Source organism: Cedecea sp. P7760, from assembly GCF_013386425.1.
GTDB lineage: Bacteria > Pseudomonadota > Gammaproteobacteria > Enterobacterales > Enterobacteriaceae > Cedecea > Cedecea selenatireducens.
The window spans coordinates 1-18,004 of record NZ_JACARU010000097.1 but is presented as its reverse complement, the minus strand read 5'-3'; the positions used below and the strand labels follow the sequence as shown (position 1 = coordinate 18,004).

General features: G+C 55.5%; 18 protein-coding genes and 2 tRNA genes. 11 read left to right on the top strand and 9 right to left on the bottom strand.

Annotated features, from left to right (window positions below; genetic code table 11):
• Positions 1-66 precede the first annotated feature (66 nt).
• The 7 genes from HX778_RS24680 (at position 67) to pdxK (ending at position 6,777) form a co-directional block, all read left to right on the top strand.
• Positions 67-966: a Dyp-type peroxidase gene (locus HX778_RS24680; protein ID WP_038480408.1), complete on the top strand. Its 900-nt coding sequence runs from the start codon at positions 67-69 to the stop codon at positions 964-966.
• A gap of 157 nt (positions 967-1,123) precedes the next feature.
• Positions 1,124-2,140: a sulfate ABC transporter substrate-binding protein gene (locus HX778_RS24675; protein WP_176983331.1), complete on the top strand. Its 1,017-nt coding sequence runs from the start codon at positions 1,124-1,126 to the stop codon at positions 2,138-2,140.
• On the top strand, positions 2,140-2,973 hold the full coding sequence (cysT, locus tag HX778_RS24670) for a sulfate/thiosulfate ABC transporter permease CysT (RefSeq protein ID WP_038480414.1): 834 nt from the start codon (positions 2,140-2,142) through the stop codon (positions 2,971-2,973). Before HX778_RS24675 ends, cysT begins: the two co-directional genes overlap by 1 nt.
• Entirely contained in the window at positions 2,973-3,848 is an 876-nt protein-coding gene (cysW, locus tag HX778_RS24665) for a sulfate/thiosulfate ABC transporter permease CysW (protein WP_176983330.1), read from the top strand. The genes cysT and cysW overlap by 1 nt, the downstream gene beginning before the upstream one ends.
• On the top strand, positions 3,838-4,923 hold the full coding sequence (cysA, locus tag HX778_RS24660; RefSeq protein WP_176983329.1) for a sulfate/thiosulfate ABC transporter ATP-binding protein CysA: 1,086 nt from the start codon (positions 3,838-3,840) through the stop codon (positions 4,921-4,923). The genes cysW and cysA overlap by 11 nt, the downstream gene beginning before the upstream one ends.
• 71 nt (positions 4,924-4,994) lie before the next feature.
• A complete protein-coding gene (gene cysM, locus HX778_RS24655) occupies positions 4,995-5,906 on the top strand; it encodes a cysteine synthase CysM (RefSeq protein ID WP_038483286.1) in 912 nt (303 codons plus the stop codon).
• A gap of 19 nt (positions 5,907-5,925) precedes the next feature.
• A complete protein-coding gene (pdxK, locus tag HX778_RS24650) occupies positions 5,926-6,777 on the top strand; it encodes a pyridoxine/pyridoxal/pyridoxamine kinase (RefSeq protein ID WP_176983328.1) in 852 nt (283 codons plus the stop codon).
• A 51-nt stretch (positions 6,778-6,828) separates the two neighbouring features.
• Here the strand turns inward: pdxK and crr are convergent, their stop codons facing one another.
• The 5 genes from crr to cysZ all read right to left on the bottom strand — a co-directional run bounded on the left by crr (position 6,829) and on the right by cysZ (position 11,672).
• On the bottom strand, positions 6,829-7,332 hold the full coding sequence (crr, locus tag HX778_RS24645) for a PTS glucose transporter subunit IIA (RefSeq protein WP_008459580.1): 504 nt from the start codon (positions 7,330-7,332) through the stop codon (positions 6,829-6,831).
• A 43-nt stretch (positions 7,333-7,375) separates the two neighbouring features.
• Complete coding sequence (gene ptsI / locus HX778_RS24640) at positions 7,376-9,103, bottom strand: phosphoenolpyruvate-protein phosphotransferase PtsI (RefSeq protein WP_038480424.1); 1,728 nt, start codon at positions 9,101-9,103, stop codon at positions 7,376-7,378.
• Between the two features lie 44 nt (positions 9,104-9,147).
• Positions 9,148-9,405 carry a phosphocarrier protein Hpr gene (ptsH, locus tag HX778_RS24635; RefSeq protein ID WP_002913505.1) on the bottom strand — a complete coding sequence of 86 codons (258 nt, stop codon included), beginning with the start codon at positions 9,403-9,405 and terminating at the stop codon, positions 9,148-9,150.
• A gap of 372 nt (positions 9,406-9,777) precedes the next feature.
• Entirely contained in the window at positions 9,778-10,749 is a 972-nt protein-coding gene (gene cysK, locus HX778_RS24630; RefSeq protein WP_061275148.1) for a cysteine synthase A, read from the bottom strand.
• A gap of 161 nt (positions 10,750-10,910) precedes the next feature.
• Entirely contained in the window at positions 10,911-11,672 is a 762-nt protein-coding gene (gene cysZ, locus HX778_RS24625) for a sulfate transporter CysZ (RefSeq protein WP_176983327.1), read from the bottom strand.
• Between the two features lie 232 nt (positions 11,673-11,904).
• Here cysZ and zipA point away from each other — a divergent pair, with 232 nt between their 5' ends.
• From zipA to HX778_RS24610, 3 genes are all read left to right on the top strand, one after another.
• The gene (gene zipA / locus HX778_RS24620) at positions 11,905-12,870 is read left to right on the top strand and encodes a cell division protein ZipA (protein WP_176983326.1); all 966 of its coding nucleotides are present in this window, start codon (positions 11,905-11,907) and stop codon (positions 12,868-12,870) included.
• A gap of 66 nt (positions 12,871-12,936) precedes the next feature.
• Entirely contained in the window at positions 12,937-14,955 is a 2,019-nt protein-coding gene (gene ligA / locus HX778_RS24615; RefSeq protein ID WP_038480438.1) for an NAD-dependent DNA ligase LigA, read from the top strand.
• Entirely contained in the window at positions 14,956-15,171 is a 216-nt protein-coding gene (locus tag HX778_RS24610; protein ID WP_038480441.1) for a DUF3820 family protein, read from the top strand. It begins immediately after the preceding gene.
• On the opposite strand, the gene HX778_RS24605 is transcribed toward HX778_RS24610, so the two are convergent.
• On the bottom strand, positions 15,168-16,163 hold the full coding sequence (locus HX778_RS24605) for a bile acid:sodium symporter family protein (protein WP_176983325.1): 996 nt from the start codon (positions 16,161-16,163) through the stop codon (positions 15,168-15,170). The genes HX778_RS24610 and HX778_RS24605 overlap by 4 nt on opposite strands.
• A gap of 90 nt (positions 16,164-16,253) precedes the next feature.
• On the opposite strand from HX778_RS24605, the gene HX778_RS24600 reads away from it, so the two are divergent.
• On the top strand, positions 16,254-17,183 hold the full coding sequence (locus HX778_RS24600; protein ID WP_176983324.1) for a LysR family transcriptional regulator: 930 nt from the start codon (positions 16,254-16,256) through the stop codon (positions 17,181-17,183).
• On the opposite strand, the gene HX778_RS24595 is transcribed toward HX778_RS24600, so the two are convergent.
• The 3 genes from HX778_RS24595 to HX778_RS24585 all read right to left on the bottom strand — a co-directional run bounded on the left by HX778_RS24595 (position 17,180) and on the right by HX778_RS24585 (position 17,996).
• Positions 17,180-17,545: a FlxA-like family protein gene (locus HX778_RS24595; RefSeq protein ID WP_176983332.1), complete on the bottom strand. Its 366-nt coding sequence runs from the start codon at positions 17,543-17,545 to the stop codon at positions 17,180-17,182. The two genes, HX778_RS24600 and HX778_RS24595, sit on opposite strands and share 4 nt — an antisense overlap.
• 297 nt (positions 17,546-17,842) lie before the next feature.
• Positions 17,843-17,918: transfer RNA gene (locus tag HX778_RS24590), tRNA-Lys, on the bottom strand.
• A 2-nt stretch (positions 17,919-17,920) separates the two neighbouring features.
• Positions 17,921-17,996: transfer RNA gene (locus HX778_RS24585), tRNA-Val, on the bottom strand.
• Positions 17,997-18,004 lie beyond the last annotated feature (8 nt).

The following is an 18,004-nucleotide window of genomic DNA, read 5'->3' as shown; positions in this document are numbered from 1 at the left end:
AATGCCACCGTCTGGTGGCATCATATTTATGTGCCACCAGACGGTGGCATTTTTTCAGGAGGAATCATGTCTCGGGTTCAAAGCGGCATTCTGCCGGAACATTGTCGTGCCGCCGTTTGGCTGGAAGCTTCTGTCCAGGGCGACTTCAGCGCGCTGAGCGCAGGGTGCAAAACCTTTATTGATGCGCTGAATGCTTTCCAGGAAAAATTCCCTGACGCAATGCTCGGGGCCACCATCGGTTTCGGGCACGATCTGTGGCGTGACCTCAGCAAAGGCGAAGGTGCCGCAGAGCTGAAAAACTTTACGCCATTGGGCAAAGGCCTGGCGCCAGCTACCCAGCACGATGTGATGATCCACATTCTTTCTCTGCGCCATGACGTGAACTTCTCCGTGGCTCAGGCCGCGCTGGCCGCGTTCGGCGATGCGCTGAAAATTGAAGAAGAGATTCACGGCTTCCGCTGGGTGGAAGAGCGCGATCTGAGCGGCTTTGTGGACGGAACCGAAAACCCAAAAGGTGAAGAAAATCGCCGCCTGGTTGCCGTTATCAACGAAGGCGTGGATGCCGGCGGCAGCTACGTGCTGGTGCAGCGTTGGGAACATAACCTGAAGCAGCTTAATCGCCTGAGCGTCCACGACCAGGAGATGATCTTCGGCCGCACCAAACAGGAAAACGAAGAGATCGACGGCGACGCGCGTCCGGCCACTTCTCACCTGAGCCGCGTCGATCTGAAAGAAGACGGCAAAGGATTGAAGATTGTGCGCCAGAGCCTGCCTTACGGCACCGCCAGCGGCGTGCACGGCCTCTATTTCATCGCCTATTGCGCGCGTCTGCATAACATTGAGCAGCAGCTGCTGAGCATGTTCGGCGACACAGACGGCAAGCGCGACGGTATGCTGCGCTTCACTAAGCCGGTCACCGGCGGCTACTACTTCGCGCCATCGCTCGATAAATTACTGAGCCTGTAATCCCCTCCGGCGTAGCGTTTGCTACGCCGCTTTCTTATATCCCTTTCTTCTTGTAAATCGCCAAACGGTATATAAAAGCGTTACAGCTTTATCGCTCGTTATAAATACACTGAACGTCAGTTAATCATGACTATCATCACATTTATAAGGGCGAAGCATGGCAATCAGGTCAGTCAAAAAAGTATGGAACGCGCTCGCTGTCTCTTTGCTGCTGGCAGGCTCTGCCCATGCAACAGAGCTGCTGAATAGCTCTTATGATGTGTCGCGTGAGCTTTTTGCCGCGCTAAACCCGCCGTTTGAGAAACAGTGGGCGCAGGAAAATAACGGCGATAAGCTGACGATAAAACAATCTCATGCCGGGTCATCAAAACAGGCGCTGGCGATTTTGCAGGGCTTAAAAGCCGACGTTGTAACTTATAACCAGGTGACCGATGTGCAGATCCTGCACGATAAAGGCAACCTGATCCCGGCTGACTGGCAAAGCCGTCTGGGGAACAACAGCTCGCCTTTCTACTCCACCATGGCTTTCCTGGTGCGCAAGGGCAACCCGAAGAACATCCACGACTGGAGCGACCTGGTGCGCCCCGACGTAAAACTGATTTTCCCAAATCCTAAAACTTCCGGGAACGCCCGGTATACCTATCTGGCGGCCTGGGGTGCGGCAGACAAAGCTGACGGCGGCGATAAAGCCAAAACCGAGCAGTTCATGACCCAATTCCTGAAGAACGTCGAAGTGTTTGATACCGGCGGCCGCGGCGCGACGACTTCCTTCGTCGAGCGTGGGCTGGGCGACGTGCTTATCTCTTTTGAGTCAGAAGTGAATAACATTCGCAACCAGTACGCCAAAGACGGTTATGAGGTCGTGGTGCCGAAGGTGAACATCCTGGCCGAATTCCCCGTCGCCTGGGTAGATAAGAACGTGAAGGCCAACGGCACCGAAAAAGCGGCGAAGGATTACCTGAATTATCTCTACAGCCCGCAGGCTCAGACCATCATCACTGACTACTACTACCGCGTGAATAACCCGCAGGTAATGGGCAAGCTGAAAGACAAATTCCCACAGACCGAGCTGTTCCGCGTGGAAGATGCGTTCGGTAGCTGGCCTGACGTGATGAAAACGCATTTCGCTACCGGCGGGGAGCTGGACAAGCTGCTGGCGGCGGGGCGTAGTTGATGTTTGCCAGTCGCTCAAAACGCGTGCTGCCGGGGTTTACGCTTAGCCTCGGCACCAGCCTGCTGTTCGTTTGCCTGATCCTGCTGCTGCCGCTGAGCGCGTTGGTGATGCAGCTGGCACAAATGTCGTTGTCCCAGTACTGGGAAGTTATCACCAATCCGCAGGTGGTCGCCGCCTATAAAGTCACGCTGCTTTCCGCCGCGCTGGCTTCGGTGTTCAACGGCGTATTCGGCCTGTTAATGGCGTGGATCCTGACCCGTTACCAGTTTCCTGGCCGTAGCCTGCTTGATGCGCTGATGGATTTACCGTTTGCATTACCGACCGCAGTGGCAGGTTTAACCCTCGCAGGGCTGTTTTCCGTGAACGGCTGGTACGGCGAGTGGCTGGCGCAGTTCGGCATCAAAGTGACCTACACCTGGCTGGGGATTGCCGTCGCGATGGCTTTTACCAGCATTCCGTTCGTGGTGCGTACCGTTCAGCCCGTGCTGGAAGAGCTGGGGCCAGAATACGAAGAGGCCGCTGAAACGCTCGGCGCTACGCGCTGGCAGAGCTTCCGCCGCGTGGTGCTGCCTGAGCTGTCTCCGGCGCTGATGGCGGGCGTGGCGCTCTCCTTCACCCGCAGCCTGGGTGAATTCGGCGCGGTTATCTTTATCGCCGGAAACATCGCCTGGAAGACCGAGGTGACCTCGCTGATGATCTTCGTGCGCCTGCAAGAGTTTGATTACCCGGCAGCCAGCGCTATTGCCTCGGTTATTCTGGCGGCGTCACTGCTGCTGCTGTTCACCATTAATACGTTGCAGAGTCGCTTTGGTCGGCGCGTGGTAGGTCACTGATGACGGACGTAACTGCTTTGAAAAGCTACAAACGTTCCCGCATTAACTGGGAAAAATGGGCGCTTATCGCCATCGGCGTGCTGGTCTCTTTCCTGATTCTGGTGGTGCCGGTCGCGTCAATTTTTGTGGAGGCCTTTTCCAAAGGGCTGATGCCGGCGCTGCAAAATATCGCTAACCCGGACATGCTGCACGCCATCTGGCTGACGGTGATGATTGCCCTGATTACCGTGCCGGTAAACCTGGTGTTCGGCACGCTGCTTGCCTGGCTGGTGACGCGCTTTAACTTCCCTGGCCGCCAGCTGCTGCTGACGCTGCTGGATATTCCGTTTGCCGTTTCCCCGGTGGTTGCGGGCCTGGTTTACCTGCTGTTTTACGGCTCTAATGGCCCGCTGGCGGGCTTCCTTGACGCTCACAACCTGCAGATTATGTTTGCCTGGCCGGGGATGGTGCTGGTGACTATCTTCGTCACCTGTCCGTTTGTGGTGCGTGAGCTGGTGCCGGTGATGCTAAGCCAGGGCAGCCAGGAAGATGAAGCCGCGATTTTGCTCGGCGCTTCAGGCTGGCAGATGTTCCGCCGCGTGACGCTGCCCAATATCCGCTGGGCGCTGCTTTATGGCGTGGTGCTGACTAACGCCCGCGCTATCGGTGAGTTTGGCGCGGTGTCGGTGGTGTCCGGCTCGATTCGCGGCGAGACGTTCTCGCTGCCGTTACAGATTGAATTGCTGCAACAGGATTACAACACCGTCGGCTCGTTTACCGCCGCCGCGCTGTTAACCCTGATGGCGGTTTTGACGTTGTTCTTAAAGAGTGCAGTGCAGTGGCGCCTGAATAATCAGGAAAAACGCCTGAAGCAGGAGGAAAATCATGAGCATTGATATTGCCAATATTAAGAAGTCTTTTGGACGCACCCAGGTGCTGAACGATATCTCGCTGGATATCCCTTCTGGTCAGATGGTGGCGCTGCTTGGGCCGTCCGGCTCCGGTAAAACCACGCTGCTGCGTATTATTGCCGGGCTGGAGCATCAGAACAGCGGCCGCATTAGCTTTAACGGCACCGACGTGAGCCGCATGCACGCTCGTGACCGTAAAGTGGGCTTCGTGTTTCAGCATTATGCGTTGTTCCGCCATATGTCGGTTTTCGACAACATTGCCTTTGGTTTAACCGTTTTGCCTCGTCGCGAGCGTCCTTCCGCCGCTGGCATCAAGCAGAAGGTCACCAGGCTATTGGAGATGGTGCAGCTTGCCCATCTTGCTGACCGCTACCCGGCGCAGCTTTCCGGCGGGCAGAAGCAGCGCGTGGCCCTGGCGCGAGCGCTGGCGGTTGAGCCACAGATTCTGCTGCTGGACGAGCCGTTTGGCGCGCTGGATGCTCAGGTGCGTAAAGAGCTGCGCCGCTGGCTGCGCGAGCTGCATGAAGAATTAAAGTTCACCAGCGTGTTTGTGACCCACGACCAGGAAGAAGCGATGGAAGTTGCTGACCGCGTGGTGGTGATGAGCCAGGGGAATATCGAGCAGGTGGATACCCCTGAAACCGTCTGGCGTGAACCGGCAACCCGCTTTGTGCTGGAGTTCCTGGGCGAGGTTAATCGCCTGAAGGGCGTGATTCGCGGGAGCCAGTTCCACGTGGGTGCACACCGCTGGCCGCTGGGCTTCACGCCGGCCTATCAGGGCGATGTCGATCTGTTCCTGCGCCCCTGGGAAGTAGACGTAAGCCGCCGTACCAATCTTGATTCGCCGCTGCCGGTGCAGGTGCTGGAAGTCAGCCCGCGCGGGCACTTTATGCAGCTGGTGGTGCAGCCGCTTGGCTGGTATAACGAACCGCTGACGGTGGTTCTGAAAGAGCAGCAAATCCCGCAGCGCGGCGAGCGCCTGTTTGTGGGATTACAAAACGCTCGCCTGTACGAAGGCGTCAACCGTATTCAGGGTGTAGACCTGGCGCAGTCTGCCTGATAATTTACCCCGACAGGACACGCACAGGCGGCCCAATGTGGCCGCTTTTTTCTTTTATTGCGGGCAGGCAAGTGATCACTTTAGAAAGCACAATTGGCAATACTCCTCTGGTTCGACTGCAGCGCAGCGGGCTGACCAACGGCAGCGAAATCTGGGTCAAGCTTGAGGGCAACAACCCCGCTGGCTCGGTAAAAGACCGTGCGGCGCTGTCGATGATTGTTCAGGCGGAAAAGCGCGGGGACATTAAGCCCGGTGACACGCTCATTGAAGCGACCAGCGGCAATACCGGCATCGCGCTGGCGATGATCGCCGCGCTCAAAGGTTACCGCATGAAGCTGCTGATGCCGGACAACATGAGCATGGAACGCAAGGCGGCGATGCAGGCCTACGGTGCAGAGCTGATTCTGGTCAGCAAGGCACAGGGCATGGAAGGCGCGCGAGAGCTGGCCCAGCAGATGGCCGATCGCGGCGAAGGAAAAATTCTCGACCAGTTTAATAACCCGGATAACCCGCTGGCGCATTACGCCACCACCGGGCCGGAAATCTGGCGTCAGACCGAAGGGCGTATAACTCACTTTGTTTCCAGCATGGGCACAACGGGCACGATTACCGGCGTCAGCCGCTTTATGCGCGAGCAAAGCAAGCCGGTGACAATCGTCGGTCTGCAGCCGGAAGAGGGCAGCAGTATTCCGGGCATTCGCCGTTGGCCTGAAGAGTGGCTGCCGAAGATTTTCAACCCTACGCTGGTGGATGAAGTCATCGATATGGCGCAGACGGAAGCCGAGCAGACCATGCGCCGCCTGGCGATGGAAGAGGGGATTTTTTGCGGCGTAAGTTCCGGTGGCGCAGTGGCCGGTGCGTTACGAGTGGCGAAAGCAAATCCAGGAGCCGTGGTAGTGGCGATTATCTGCGACAGGGGTGACCGCTATCTCTCTACCGGCGTGTTTGGCGAGGAAAGCTACGTTCAGGGCGCGGGTATCTGACGCGCCGGAGGAAGGGAAGATGGCTCAGGATAACGATATACAGTCGGTACTGTTTCACGACTCGGGCAGGGCGCTGCAGACCGATATTGTCGCGGTACAGTCTCAGGTGGTTTACGGCAGCGTCGGCAACAGCATCGCGGTACCGGCGATTCAGCAGCACGGCTGGCGGGTGATGGCGGTGCCGACTGTGTTGTTCAGCAATACGCCGCATTACGATACGTTTTACGGCGGCGTGATCCCGGCAGAGTGGTTCCGCGGTTACCTGCGGGCGCTGGAAGAGCGTGACGCCTTACGCGAGCTAAAAGCGGTGACGACCGGTTATATGGGCAGTGCGGAACAGATTCATCTGCTGGCGGACTGGCTGCGTGAAAGGCGCGCAAGCCATCCTGATTTGCTGATCCTCGTCGATCCGGTTATCGGTGATACGGACAGCGGCATTTATGTCAAACCGGGTATTCCCGAAGCTTATCGTACTGAGCTGTTGCCGTATGCCCAGGGGCTGACGCCAAATCTTTTTGAGCTACATATTCTGACCGGGATGCCGTGCGACACGCTGGAGCTGGCGGTGATTGCTGCCAGAAGCCTGCTGTCTGACACGCTGCGCTGGGTGGTGATTACCAGTGCGCCGGGGAATAGCGCTGATACGATTTCCGTGGTGACCGTGACCGCCGATGCGGTAGATGTGACCAGCCATGAGCGTGTGGTAACCGACCTGAAGGGAACCGGGGATTTGTTCTGTGCCGAGCTGGTCAGCCGTATTCTGGAAGGGAAGCGGGTTGCGGTGGCGGCAGGTGAGGCGGCGCACAGGGTGTTTGAAGTGATGGCCTGGACCCAGGCTCAGCGCTCAGATGAGCTGATTCTTCCGCGCTAAACGGCGGCCAATAAAAAAGGCACCCTGAGGTGCCTTTTCTCTGCTTGAATCTTACTTCTTGATGCGGATAACCGGGGTTTCGCCAACGGTTACGCTACCAGTCAGTTTGATCAGCTCTTTGATTTCGTCCATGTTGGAGATAACAACCGGCGTCAGGGTAGACTTGGCTTTCTCTTCCAGCAGCGGCAGGTCGAACTCAATAACCACGTCGCCTTTCTTCACGCGCTGGCCTTCTTCAGCGATGCGCTTGAAGCCTTCGCCTTTCAGCTCAACGGTGTCGATACCAAAGTGAACGAACAGCTCAATGCCGCTATCGGATTCGATAGAGAAGGCATGGTTGGTTTCAAAGATTTTACCGATGGTGCCGTCAACCGGTGCAACCATTTTGTTGCCGGTTGGTTTGATAGCAATACCATCACCAACGATTTTTTCAGCAAAAACGACGTCAGGCACGTCTTCAATGTTAACGATTTCGCCAGACAGTGGAGCAACGATCTCAATGGTTCCGGTGTCGCTATTGCCTTTATCACCGAACAGTTTACTAAATAACCCCATTAGCCTTCTCTCCTAAGCAGTAATTTGGGCAGCATCTCGTGAATTAGCAGATTGTTTTTTCTTCAATGAACTTGTTAACCAGCGTCATTAACTCGTCCGTTGTCGGTTGAGCAAGAGCCTGCTCTGCTAACACTTTCGCATCTTCGAAGTTCGTGTTACGAATAATCTTCTTGATACGTGGGATAGAAATGGCGCTCATACTGAATTCGTCCAGGCCCATCCCAAGCAACAGAAGTGTAGCACGTTCGTCGCCCGCAAGCTCACCACACATACCGGTCCATTTACCTTCTGCATGAGAAGCATCAATAACTTGCTTAATCAGAGTCAGTACGGACGGTGACATCGGCTGGTAAAGATGTGAAATCATATCATTACCACGGTCAACTGCCAGGGTGTACTGAGTTAAATCGTTGGTGCCGATGCTGAAGAAGTCCACTTCTTTGGCCAGGTGACGAGCAATCGTCGCTGCCGCAGGCGTTTCAACCATCACGCCGATTTCGATAGATTCATCGAACGCTTTCCCTTCGTCACGCAGTTCCTGCTTGTAGATCTCAATCTCTTTTCTCAGCGCACGCACTTCTTCAACGGAGATGATCATCGGGAACATGATGCGCAGTTTGCCGAAAGCAGAGGCGCGCAGAATGGCACGAACCTGGTCACGCAGGATCTCTTTGCGATCCATGGCGATACGAATTGCACGCCAGCCCAGGAACGGGTTTTCTTCTTTAGGGAAGTTCATGTACGGCAGCTCTTTGTCGCCGCCGATGTCCATGGTGCGGACGATGACCGCCTGAGAGCCACAGGCTTCAGCCACGGCTTTGTACGCGGCAAACTGCTCTTCTTCGGTCGGCAGTGAGTCACGGTCCATGAACAGGAATTCGGTACGATACAGACCTACACCTTCTGCGCCGTTACGCTCTGCACCGTCGATATCACGCACGGTACCAATGTTGGCGCACACTTCGACCTGATGGCCGTCAAGGGTGATAGCCGGCAGGTCTTTCAGCTTGGCCAGCTCTGCTTTTTCAGAGGCAACCTGCTGTTGAACGGCGCGCAGCTCTTCGATCTGCTCGTTGGTCGGGTTAACGTAAACTTTGTTGTTAACCGCATCGAGGATCAGATAGTCGTCGTTTTTCACGTCGGAGGTCACGCTACCTGTGCCCACAATCGCTGGCAGCTCAAGGGAGCGGGCCATGATAGAGGTGTGGGAGGTACGTCCGCCGATGTCGGTGATGAAACCCAGCACCTTTTTCAGGTTCAGCTGTGCGGTTTCAGACGGCGTCAGATCTTTAGCAACCAGGATAACTTCATCCTTAATGGCGCTTAAATCGATAATGTTCAGGCCGAGAATGTTCTGCAGCAGACGCTTACCGATGTCACGCACGTCGGCCGCGCGCTCTTTCAGGTATTCGTCATCCAGCTCTTCAAGAGCCGTGGCCTGGCCTTCAATCACTTCGTACGCAGCAGCGTCCGCCGTGACCAGCTTGTCTTTGATAAGGGCTATGATTTCCTGCTCGAGCTCTTCGTCTTCCAGCAACATAATGTGGCCTTCGAAGATAGCTTCCTTTTCTTCACCGAAGGTCTCGCCAGCTTTAATTTTGATCGCTTCTAACTGCTCGGATGCTTTGGCGCGCCCGCTAATGAAACGTTCAACTTCCTGCTCAACTTTGTCGGCAGAAATCTTCTTCCGGTCGATGACAATTTCATCTTCCTTCAGCAAAAGTGCTTTGCCGAAAGCGATACCCGGGGATGCTAAAATGCCTGAAATCATAACCCTACCTTACTTGTGACTGATATTTACGAAGAACCCAGAACTTACTCGAGTTCAGCCATCAGTTTTACTAAATGTTCAACGGCTTTCTGCTCATCTTCGCCTTCGGCGGAGAGGGTCACTACGGTACCCTGAGTCAGGCCCAGAGTTTGCAGCTTGAACAGGCTTTTAGCGCTAGCGCTTTTGCCGTTAGAAGTCACGGTGATTTCGGAAGTGAAGCCTTTAGCTTCTTTAACAAACTGAGCAGCAGGGCGGGTATGCAGACCGTTCGGAGCGGTAATAGTTACTTCTTGCTGGAACATTGTATTTCCCCAACTTATAGGTTTAGTGTTGTGGAACTAAAGTCTAGCCTGGCGGCCAAACTTTAGCCTGTATCGTTAGCGCCACCGTTGTTGAAACGAAGCACTGGATGCATAGGAATCGCGAATAAAGACGCCAATAGCGTTTCGCCGATTCATAACCATTATGCCGTGAAAAGCGAATATGCACCAAATCGTTAAATCGATTCAGCAGACCTGACTCACAGCTTGATTAATTTCGCGCATCAAAATAATTGCTGGTTAAATACCAGACCTGCGGGGGTAAGCGCAATGCCGATGAGGGTGAAAGTTTGATGTATGCCACAAAAAAGCACCCTCGCGGGTGCTTTTTTAAGCATATATCAAATACTGGCATTACTGTTGCAGTTCTTTCTCAGTGAACAGATCGGCAAACAAAGCAGTACTCAAATAGCGCTCCCCGGAGGACGGAAGGATAACCACAATATTTTTGTTGGTAAAGGCTTCGTCTTCCTGAAGTTTCAGCGCAGCGGCAACGGCGGCGCCGGAAGAGATACCGGCCAGAATACCTTCTTCGTCCATCAGGCGGCGAGCGGTAGAAATAGCATCGTCATTGCTGATGGTAACGACTTTATCGATAAGCTTAAGGTCCAGGTTACCGGGGATAAAACCCGCGCCGATACCCTGAATTTTGTGTGGGCCCGGCTTCAGCTCTTCACCGGCCAGCGCCTGAGTAATCACCGGAGAATCCGTTGGCTCTACCGCCACGCTAATCAGCGAGGTTTTGCCTTTGGTGTTTTTGATGTAGCGGCTGACGCCGGTCAGCGTACCGCCGGTACCTACACCTGCAATAAACACGTCCACTTCACCATCGGTATCTTCCCAGATTTCCGGGCCGGTGGTTTTTTCATGAATTTCTGGGTTAGCCGGGTTGCTGAACTGCTGCAGCAGCAGGTATTTAGCCGGATCGCTGGCCACGATTTCCTCGGCCTTCTGGATAGCGCCCTTCATGCCTTTCGCGCCTTCCGTCAGCACCAGGTTTGCGCCCAGGGCTTTGAGCAACTTGCGGCGCTCAATGCTCATGGTTTCCGGCATGGTTAGCGTCAGTTTATAACCACGCGCTGCCGCGACGTAGGCCAGAGCGATACCGGTGTTGCCACTGGTCGGTTCAACTAACTCCACGCCTGGTTTCAGCACGCCGCGTTTTTCGGCATCCCAAATCATGTTGGCGCCAATACGGCATTTAACGCTAAAGCTTGGGTTACGGGACTCCACCTTAGCCAGAATGCGTCCGTTGCCGATACGGTTCAGGCGAACCAGCGGCGTGTGGCCGATTGTCAGGGAGTTGTCTTCATAAATTTTGCTCATGGCTCGTCCTTAACTGTCTGAATTTTGGGATACCGGTCCAGCATACCCGCTCAGGAAATATGCGGAAGTAAGGAAATAGCATATCTATAGGTGGAAGGGGAATAAGCCAATGCAACATGGAATAAGCAATGGCATAAGCGGCTTCCCCTTCCGGAGGGTGGTTATTTCCACATGGCGTGTTTTGCCCGGTAGCAGTCCACCCACATTGCCGTCGCGCCGCATACGGCAACCGGCATGATAAAAAGATTCAGGACAGGGATCAGGGTGAACAGGCTTACCAGCGCGCCAAACTGCATGTTGACGACCTTTTTCTCGCGAAGCGCCACCCGCATTTGCTTAAACGGTACCTTGTGGTTATCGAACGGGTAATCGCAATACTGGATGACCAGCATCCAGGCGCTGAACAGGAACCACAGCACCGGGGCGACGGTCTGGCCGATACCTGGGATAAAGTAGAGCAGCAGCAGGACTATCGCGCGCGGCAAATACCACGCCAGCTTTTGCCATTCACGCTTCATGATGCGCGGCAGATCCTTCATGATGCCCAGCACGCCCGTATCCGGCGGCGTTGCGCCCGTAAGTCTGGCTTCAAGCTGCTCCGCCAGCAACCCGCTAAACGGGGCGGCGATGATGTTTGCGATAGTCGAAAAGAAGTAACCAAATACCAGCAGCACGGAGAGCGTTACCAGCGGCCAAAGCAAGTAGCTTAACCACTGCAGCCAGTCCGGCACGTGGCTCATCATGGCCGGGATCCAGACATCAAGCCGGGTAAATAGCCACCAGAAAGCGCCGCCCATCAAAATAATATTGACCAGCAGCGGCAGCAGCACGAAGCGCTTGATGCCGGGTTCGCGGACCAGTTTCCAGCCCTGGGAAAAATAATAAACGCCACTGCGCGGCGCGGCTCCGGAAGATGAAACCATAATCTGTGCAGACTCCTTATAAGGTCGATGCAGTTAGCTGCGTGGCTATCATAACTGACTGCATTCAGAAAAACTCACCAGGAATTGTTCGAAAAAACAGCGAAAAGGTGCCTTTGAGCTATCTTTATGGTGAGAAAACCGTGCTCGCACTTGCACTTGGGCAGATGGGCAAATACTCTTAGTGAGTAAATGTTTGCCGCGGTGGCAAGGTGTTAGAACAACAGAGAATATAATGATGCAGGATTTGCGTCTGATATTAATCATTGTTGGCGCAATCGCCATAATAGCCTTACTGGTACACGGTCTGTGGACCAGTCGTAAGGAACGCTCTTCCGTGTTCCGCGATCGCCCATTGAAACGTATGAAGTCGAAGCGTGACGATTACGAAGAAGAGGACGATGAAGAAGAGGAAGGCGTCGGTGAGGTGCGAGTGCGTCGTACTGCCCCTGCGCCGGAGTCCGTCTCGCGCGAAGCAAGTGCGCCGCGTCAGCCTCAGGCACCTCAGCACAACTACGAGCCGCCGTACGCGTCAGCAGAACCTCGTCCTGCTGCACCGCCACGTCAGCCTGAGCCTGTTGCTCCGCGCCACGTTGAACCCGCTCCTCAATACGTTGAACCTGTGCGCCCTGTAGCGCCTCCGGTACCTGCTCCGGCTGCACCTGTGCCTGAACAGCCTGTTGTGCCAGTTCAGCCTGCGCCACAGCCGTTCACCGCTGAACCTGAGCCAACGCCAGAACCTGTTGTTGCCGAACCGGCACCTCAGCCTGCACCGGTGAAGAAAGAGACGGTGATCGTGATGAACGTGGCCGCCCACGCCGGGACTATGCTCAACGGCGAGCTGTTGTTAAACAGCATTCAGCAGGCTGGATTCAAATTTGGTGAGATGAATATCTTCCATCGCCACCTTAGCCCGGACGGCAGCGGCCCGGTTCTGTTTAGCCTTGCGAACATGGTCAAACCAGGCTCTTTTGACCCTGAGAACATGGCTGATTTCGCCACCCCAGGCGTGACCATCTTTATGCAGGTTCCGTCCTACGGTGATGCAGTGCAAAACTTTAAGCTGATGCTGCAGTCTGCGCAGCACATCGCCGATGAAGTCGGCGGCGTGGTGATGGACGATCAGCGTCGCATGATGACTCCGCAAAAGCTGCGCGAGTATCAGGACAGGATCCGCGAGGTTCTTGAAGCCAACGCCTGAACCCTGGCCTGAATCTTCCTCCTGAACCCCCGCCTGTCGGGGGTTTTTTATCATTGATGGTGCGATATGGACTCAATCGAACAACAACTCAACCACCTGCGAACCACGCTTCGCCATCATGAATATCTGTACCATGTGCAGGATAATCCCGAAATTCCGGACGCCGAATACGACAGGCTGATGCGCGAGCTGCGCGAGCTTGAAGAGGCTCATCCGGAGCTGATTACCCAGGATTCCCCGACCCAGCGCGTCGGCGCGGCGCCGCTCAGTGAGTTTACCCAGGTACGTCACGAAGTTCCGATGCTGTCGCTGGATAACGTCTTCGACGAAGCAAGCTACCTGGCGTTTAACAAGCGCGTGCAGGACAGGCTGAAAAGCACCGATGCCCTGACGTTTTGCTGTGAGCTGAAGCTCGACGGGCTGGCGGTAAGCCTGCTGTATGAGGACGGTGTTCTGGTGCGGGCCGCAACGCGTGGCGACGGCACTACAGGCGAAAATATTACCGCAAACGTTCGTACCATCCGCGCGATCCCTCTCAAGCTGACGGGAGAGAATATTCCTCGCCGTGTCGAGGTCCGCGGCGAAGTGTTTCTGCCGCAGGCCGGGTTTGAGAAAATTAACGAAGAAGCTCGCCGCACCGGTGGGAAAGTCTTTGCCAACCCGCGCAATGCCGCTGCCGGTTCCTTGCGCCAGCTGGATCCGCGAATCACCGCTAAACGCCCGCTGACCTTCTTCTGCTACGGCGTAGGCCTGCTGGAAGGCGGTGAGCTTCCGGCAAGCCACATGGCTCGTTTACAGCAGTTTAAAGCCTGGGGCTTACCGGTCAGCGACCGCATCCGTCTGTGCAGTACGCCTGAAGAAGTGCTGGCGTTTTACCATCAGGTAGAGGCCGATCGCCCCACGCTGGGCTTTGATATTGACGGCGTGGTCATCAAAGTTGACTCGCTTGCGCTGCAGGAAACGCTGGGCTTTGTGGCGAGAGCGCCGCGTTGGGCCGTGGCCTTTAAATTCCCTGCACAGGAACAGATGACCACCGTGCGTGACGTGGAATTCCAGGTAGGGCGTACCGGCGCGATTACGCCGGTGGCTCGTCTGGAGCCGGTGCAGGTTGCCGGGGTGCTGGTCAGCAACGCCACGCTGCACAACGCAGATGAAATCGAGCGGCTTGGCCTGCGCATTGGTGACAGGGTTGTTATCCGCCGCGCTGGCGACGTTATTCCGCAGGTTGTGGGCGTGGTTGAGTCAGAACGTCCTGAAGATACTCAGGAAATCATTTTCCCAACGCACTGCCCTGTCTGTGGCTCAGACGTTGAGCGCGTAGAAGGCGAAGCGGTGACGCGCTGTACCGGCGGCCTTATCTGCGGTGCTCAGCGTAAAGAAGCCCTCAAGCACTTTGTTTCTCGCCGGGCGCTGGACGTTGACGGCATGGGCGACAAAATCATCGATCAGCTGGTGGAAAAAGAGTACGTCCACACGCCTGCCGACCTGTTTAAGCTGACGGCGGGCAAGCTGACCGGGCTGGATCGCATGGGGCCTAAGTCCGCGCAGAATACGGTGGATGCACTGGAAAAAGCCAAAGAAACGACCTTTGCACGCTTCCTGTATGCCTTAGGCATTCGTGAAGTCGGGGAGGCTACCGCCGCAGGGCTGGCTGCGCATTTTGGCACCCTGGATGCCCTGGCGGCGGCCAGCATCGACGATCTGCAAAAAGTGCCGGACGTCGGCATTGTGGTCGCCACGCACACCTTTAACTTCTTTGCGGAGGAGAGTAACCGGGAGGTTATTCGTCAGCTGAGAGAAGAGGCGGGCGTTCGCTGGCCGGATCCCGTGGTGGTCAAAGCCGAAGAGATTGATAGCCCGTTTGCCGGAAAAACCGTAGTGCTGACCGGTTCGCTGAGCATTCTCTCCCGTGATGAAGCCAAAGACAGGCTGACGGCGCTGGGGGCAAAAGTGGCGGGCAGCGTGTCGAAAAAAACTGACCTGGTTATCGCCGGTGAAGCGGCCGGTTCCAAGCTTGTCAAGGCGCAGGAGCTGGGCATTCAGGTTATCGACGAAGCGGAAATGATTCGTCTGTTGGGTGACTAAATGGACAAAGAACAGCTCATTGAGATAGCCAATACGGCAATGCCGTTTGGCAAATACAAAGGCCGGATGCTGATTGATGTACCGGAAGAGTATCTGCTGTGGTTTTCCCGCAAAGGGGAGTTTCCGCAGGGCCATCTCGGTGAGTTAATGGCCCTGACGCTGCTTATCAAAGTTGAAGGGCTGGACAACCTGGTCCGGCCCCTCAAGCGGCACTAGGTTCTGACGGCTGCAGTCTGCTTTTCACCGGCTGCAGCCGCTTTTCTTTGGTAACGTCGGGCCATACCGGCGCACACCATCAGCTGGATCTGGTGGAAAATCATTAGCGGCAGCACCATCATTCCCACGGCGGCAACCGGAAACAGAATGTTGGCCATCGGAATCCCGTTCGCCAGGCTCTTTTTCGATCCACAAAACACGATGGTAATCTCATCCGCTTTGCTAAAGCCAAAGCGCCGCGCGACAAAAATATTCACCGTCATCACAATCGCCAGCAGCACGATGCTGGAGACGACGATAAACAGCAGCGAACCCGCCCCGACCTTATGCCAGATACCGTGCGTGACGGCTTCACTAAAGGCCGAATAGACCACCAGAAGAATTGATGTCTGGTCGGTTTTGCCGATCCATTTCTTGTTCTTCGCCACCCATGTGCCAATCCACGGCCGCATCAGATGCCCGGCCACAAACGGCACCAGCAGCTGCAGCATAATGCTGCCCACCTGGTGCAGGCTGCCGCTTGCGCCCTGAACGTGCATCACCAGGCCGACCAGCAAAGGCGAGAGGAAAATACCCAGCAGGCTAGACGCAGAGGCGGAGCAAATAGCCGCTGCCACATTGCCCCCGGCAATGGAGGTAAAAGCGATGGCCGACTGCACCGTGGCCGGCAAAATGCACAGGTAGAGGAAGCCGCTGTACAGCTCAGGGCTGACGTTGACCGGCTTCCACCAGCTAAACAGCACGCCAAGTACCGGGAACAGAACGAACGTGCTGCACATTACCCACAGATGCAGCCGCCAGTGGCTGCTGCCGGAAATCACCGCCTCGCGGGAAAGTTTGGCGCCGTGCATAAAAAACAGCAGGGCGATAGCGGCCGTGGTCAGCCCCTCAAAGAAACCCACAAAGCTTCCCTCCGCCGGGAAGAAAGAGGCCAGCAGCACGGTACAAACCAACGTTAAGGTAAAAGGGTCGACAATTCGCAGCAATTTCATAGCCATTCCTCAAAGGTGAATGGCGCTATTGTGTTTCCGCTGGTTTCAGAAATAAAATTGATTTATTGAATGCATTGATGAAGAAATTAGATGAATTATTCCCTGCGTCAGCTCCGCGTGTTTGTCGCCGTAGCCCATGCCGGCAGCTTTAGCCGGGCAGGGGAAAGCATTGGCCTCAGCCAGTCCGCCGTGAGCCACAGCCTGAAGGAGCTGGAGGCCGAGCTAGGGGTTAAGCTGCTCGATCGCACGACACGGGAAGTGGTGTTAACGCCGGCGGGCGAGCAGCTGGCTCCGCGTCTGGAGCGCTTGCTGGAGGAGTTAACCACCACGCTGCTAGACGCTCGCGTGGTGGGGCATCAGCTCAGCGGTACGGTCCGCGTGGCCGCCAGCCAGACGTTATCCGCCCACCTTATGCCGCAGTCTATTGCCGCCAGCGCAGAGGCCTACCCGAATATTCGTTTTGTTCTTCATGACGCCTCCCAGCAGTGGGTGCTGCAGAGCATTCGTCAGGGTGAGGTTGATTTTGGCGTGGTTATCGATCCCGTGCAGGCGAGCGATTTGGAGTGTGAAACAGTGCTGTCTGAACCTTTTCTCCTGCTGTGCCGCAGCGATCATCCTTTTGCAAAAAGTGAGCGGGTGGAATGGCAGGCGCTGCAGGGGCAAAACATGGTGCTGCAGGATTATGCTTCCGGCAGCCGCCCGTTGATTGATGAGGCTTTTATCCGCCAGGGGATAGCGGTGAATGTTGTCCAGCAAATCGGCCACCCGACCACGCTTTACCCGATGGTCGAAGCCGGTATTGGCTTAAGCGTTTTGCCTGCGCTGGCGTTGCCGCTGCCCCAGGGAAGGCCGCTGATGGTTAAGCGATTAACGCCGGTGGTAAACCGACAGCTGATGCTGGTCAGGCGGAAAAATCGTTCGCTTTCACGGGCGGCGGAAGCTATCTGGCAGGAAGTGCGGGAGCAGGCCAGGCTGTTAACCCTGGCCCGTAGGGGCGATCCGCTATTTATTGACGACTAGATATAAATATCAATCTGGTGGTCGTCGGAAGGTTTATTCACGCCGGTCGCTTTTATTTGCTGCTGTTCTTGTTTCTGCTGGGCTTCTTCAGCCTGTTTGCGCTGGAGCTGGGCCAGCTGGGCCTGCAGCATTTTGATCTCGGCCTGAAGGATCTCGACTTGTTTTTTCTTCTCTGCGGCAGGGCGATCCGCAGTGCTGGAAACTTCTTTTAGTTTTTCAGTCAACTGAGATATTTTTTTGCTGATTTGGGCAATCTGCGCTGCCGTGCTGTTGTCCGAGCTACCGGATGCAGAGGAAGAGCCAGTGGCCGTGCCGGTCGTTAATTGACCGCCCTGAAGCGCATTGCTGGATATTGTAGTCATCATAACTCCTTTGATGGAATGGTAAGGGAGTTATCGGCCCGGCAACGGGGAAGTTGATGATTTTTTACGAAGGGGTTTTAAGGTATTGCAGATAGCAAAAAGGCGCCTTTAGGGCGCCTTTCTACATTGGTGGGAGGATTGTGCAGGATACACTCGTCTCATCCTGAGACTCGCCCTTCGGGTCACCGCAAGCGGTGATGCAAAATTGTTCCCGACAATTTTGTCGAACCTGCAGCAGGTTCTCATCCTGCCGAATTACTCATAGCAAAAAGGCGCCTTTAGGGCGCCTTTCTACATTGGTGGGTCGTGCAGGATTCGAACCTGCGACCAATTGATTAAAAGTCAACTGCTCTACCAACTGAGCTAACGACCCGATGGTGGGTGATGACGGGCTCGAACCGCCGACCCCCTCCGTGTAAAGGAGGTGCTCTACCAACTGAGCTAATGACCCAAACGTCG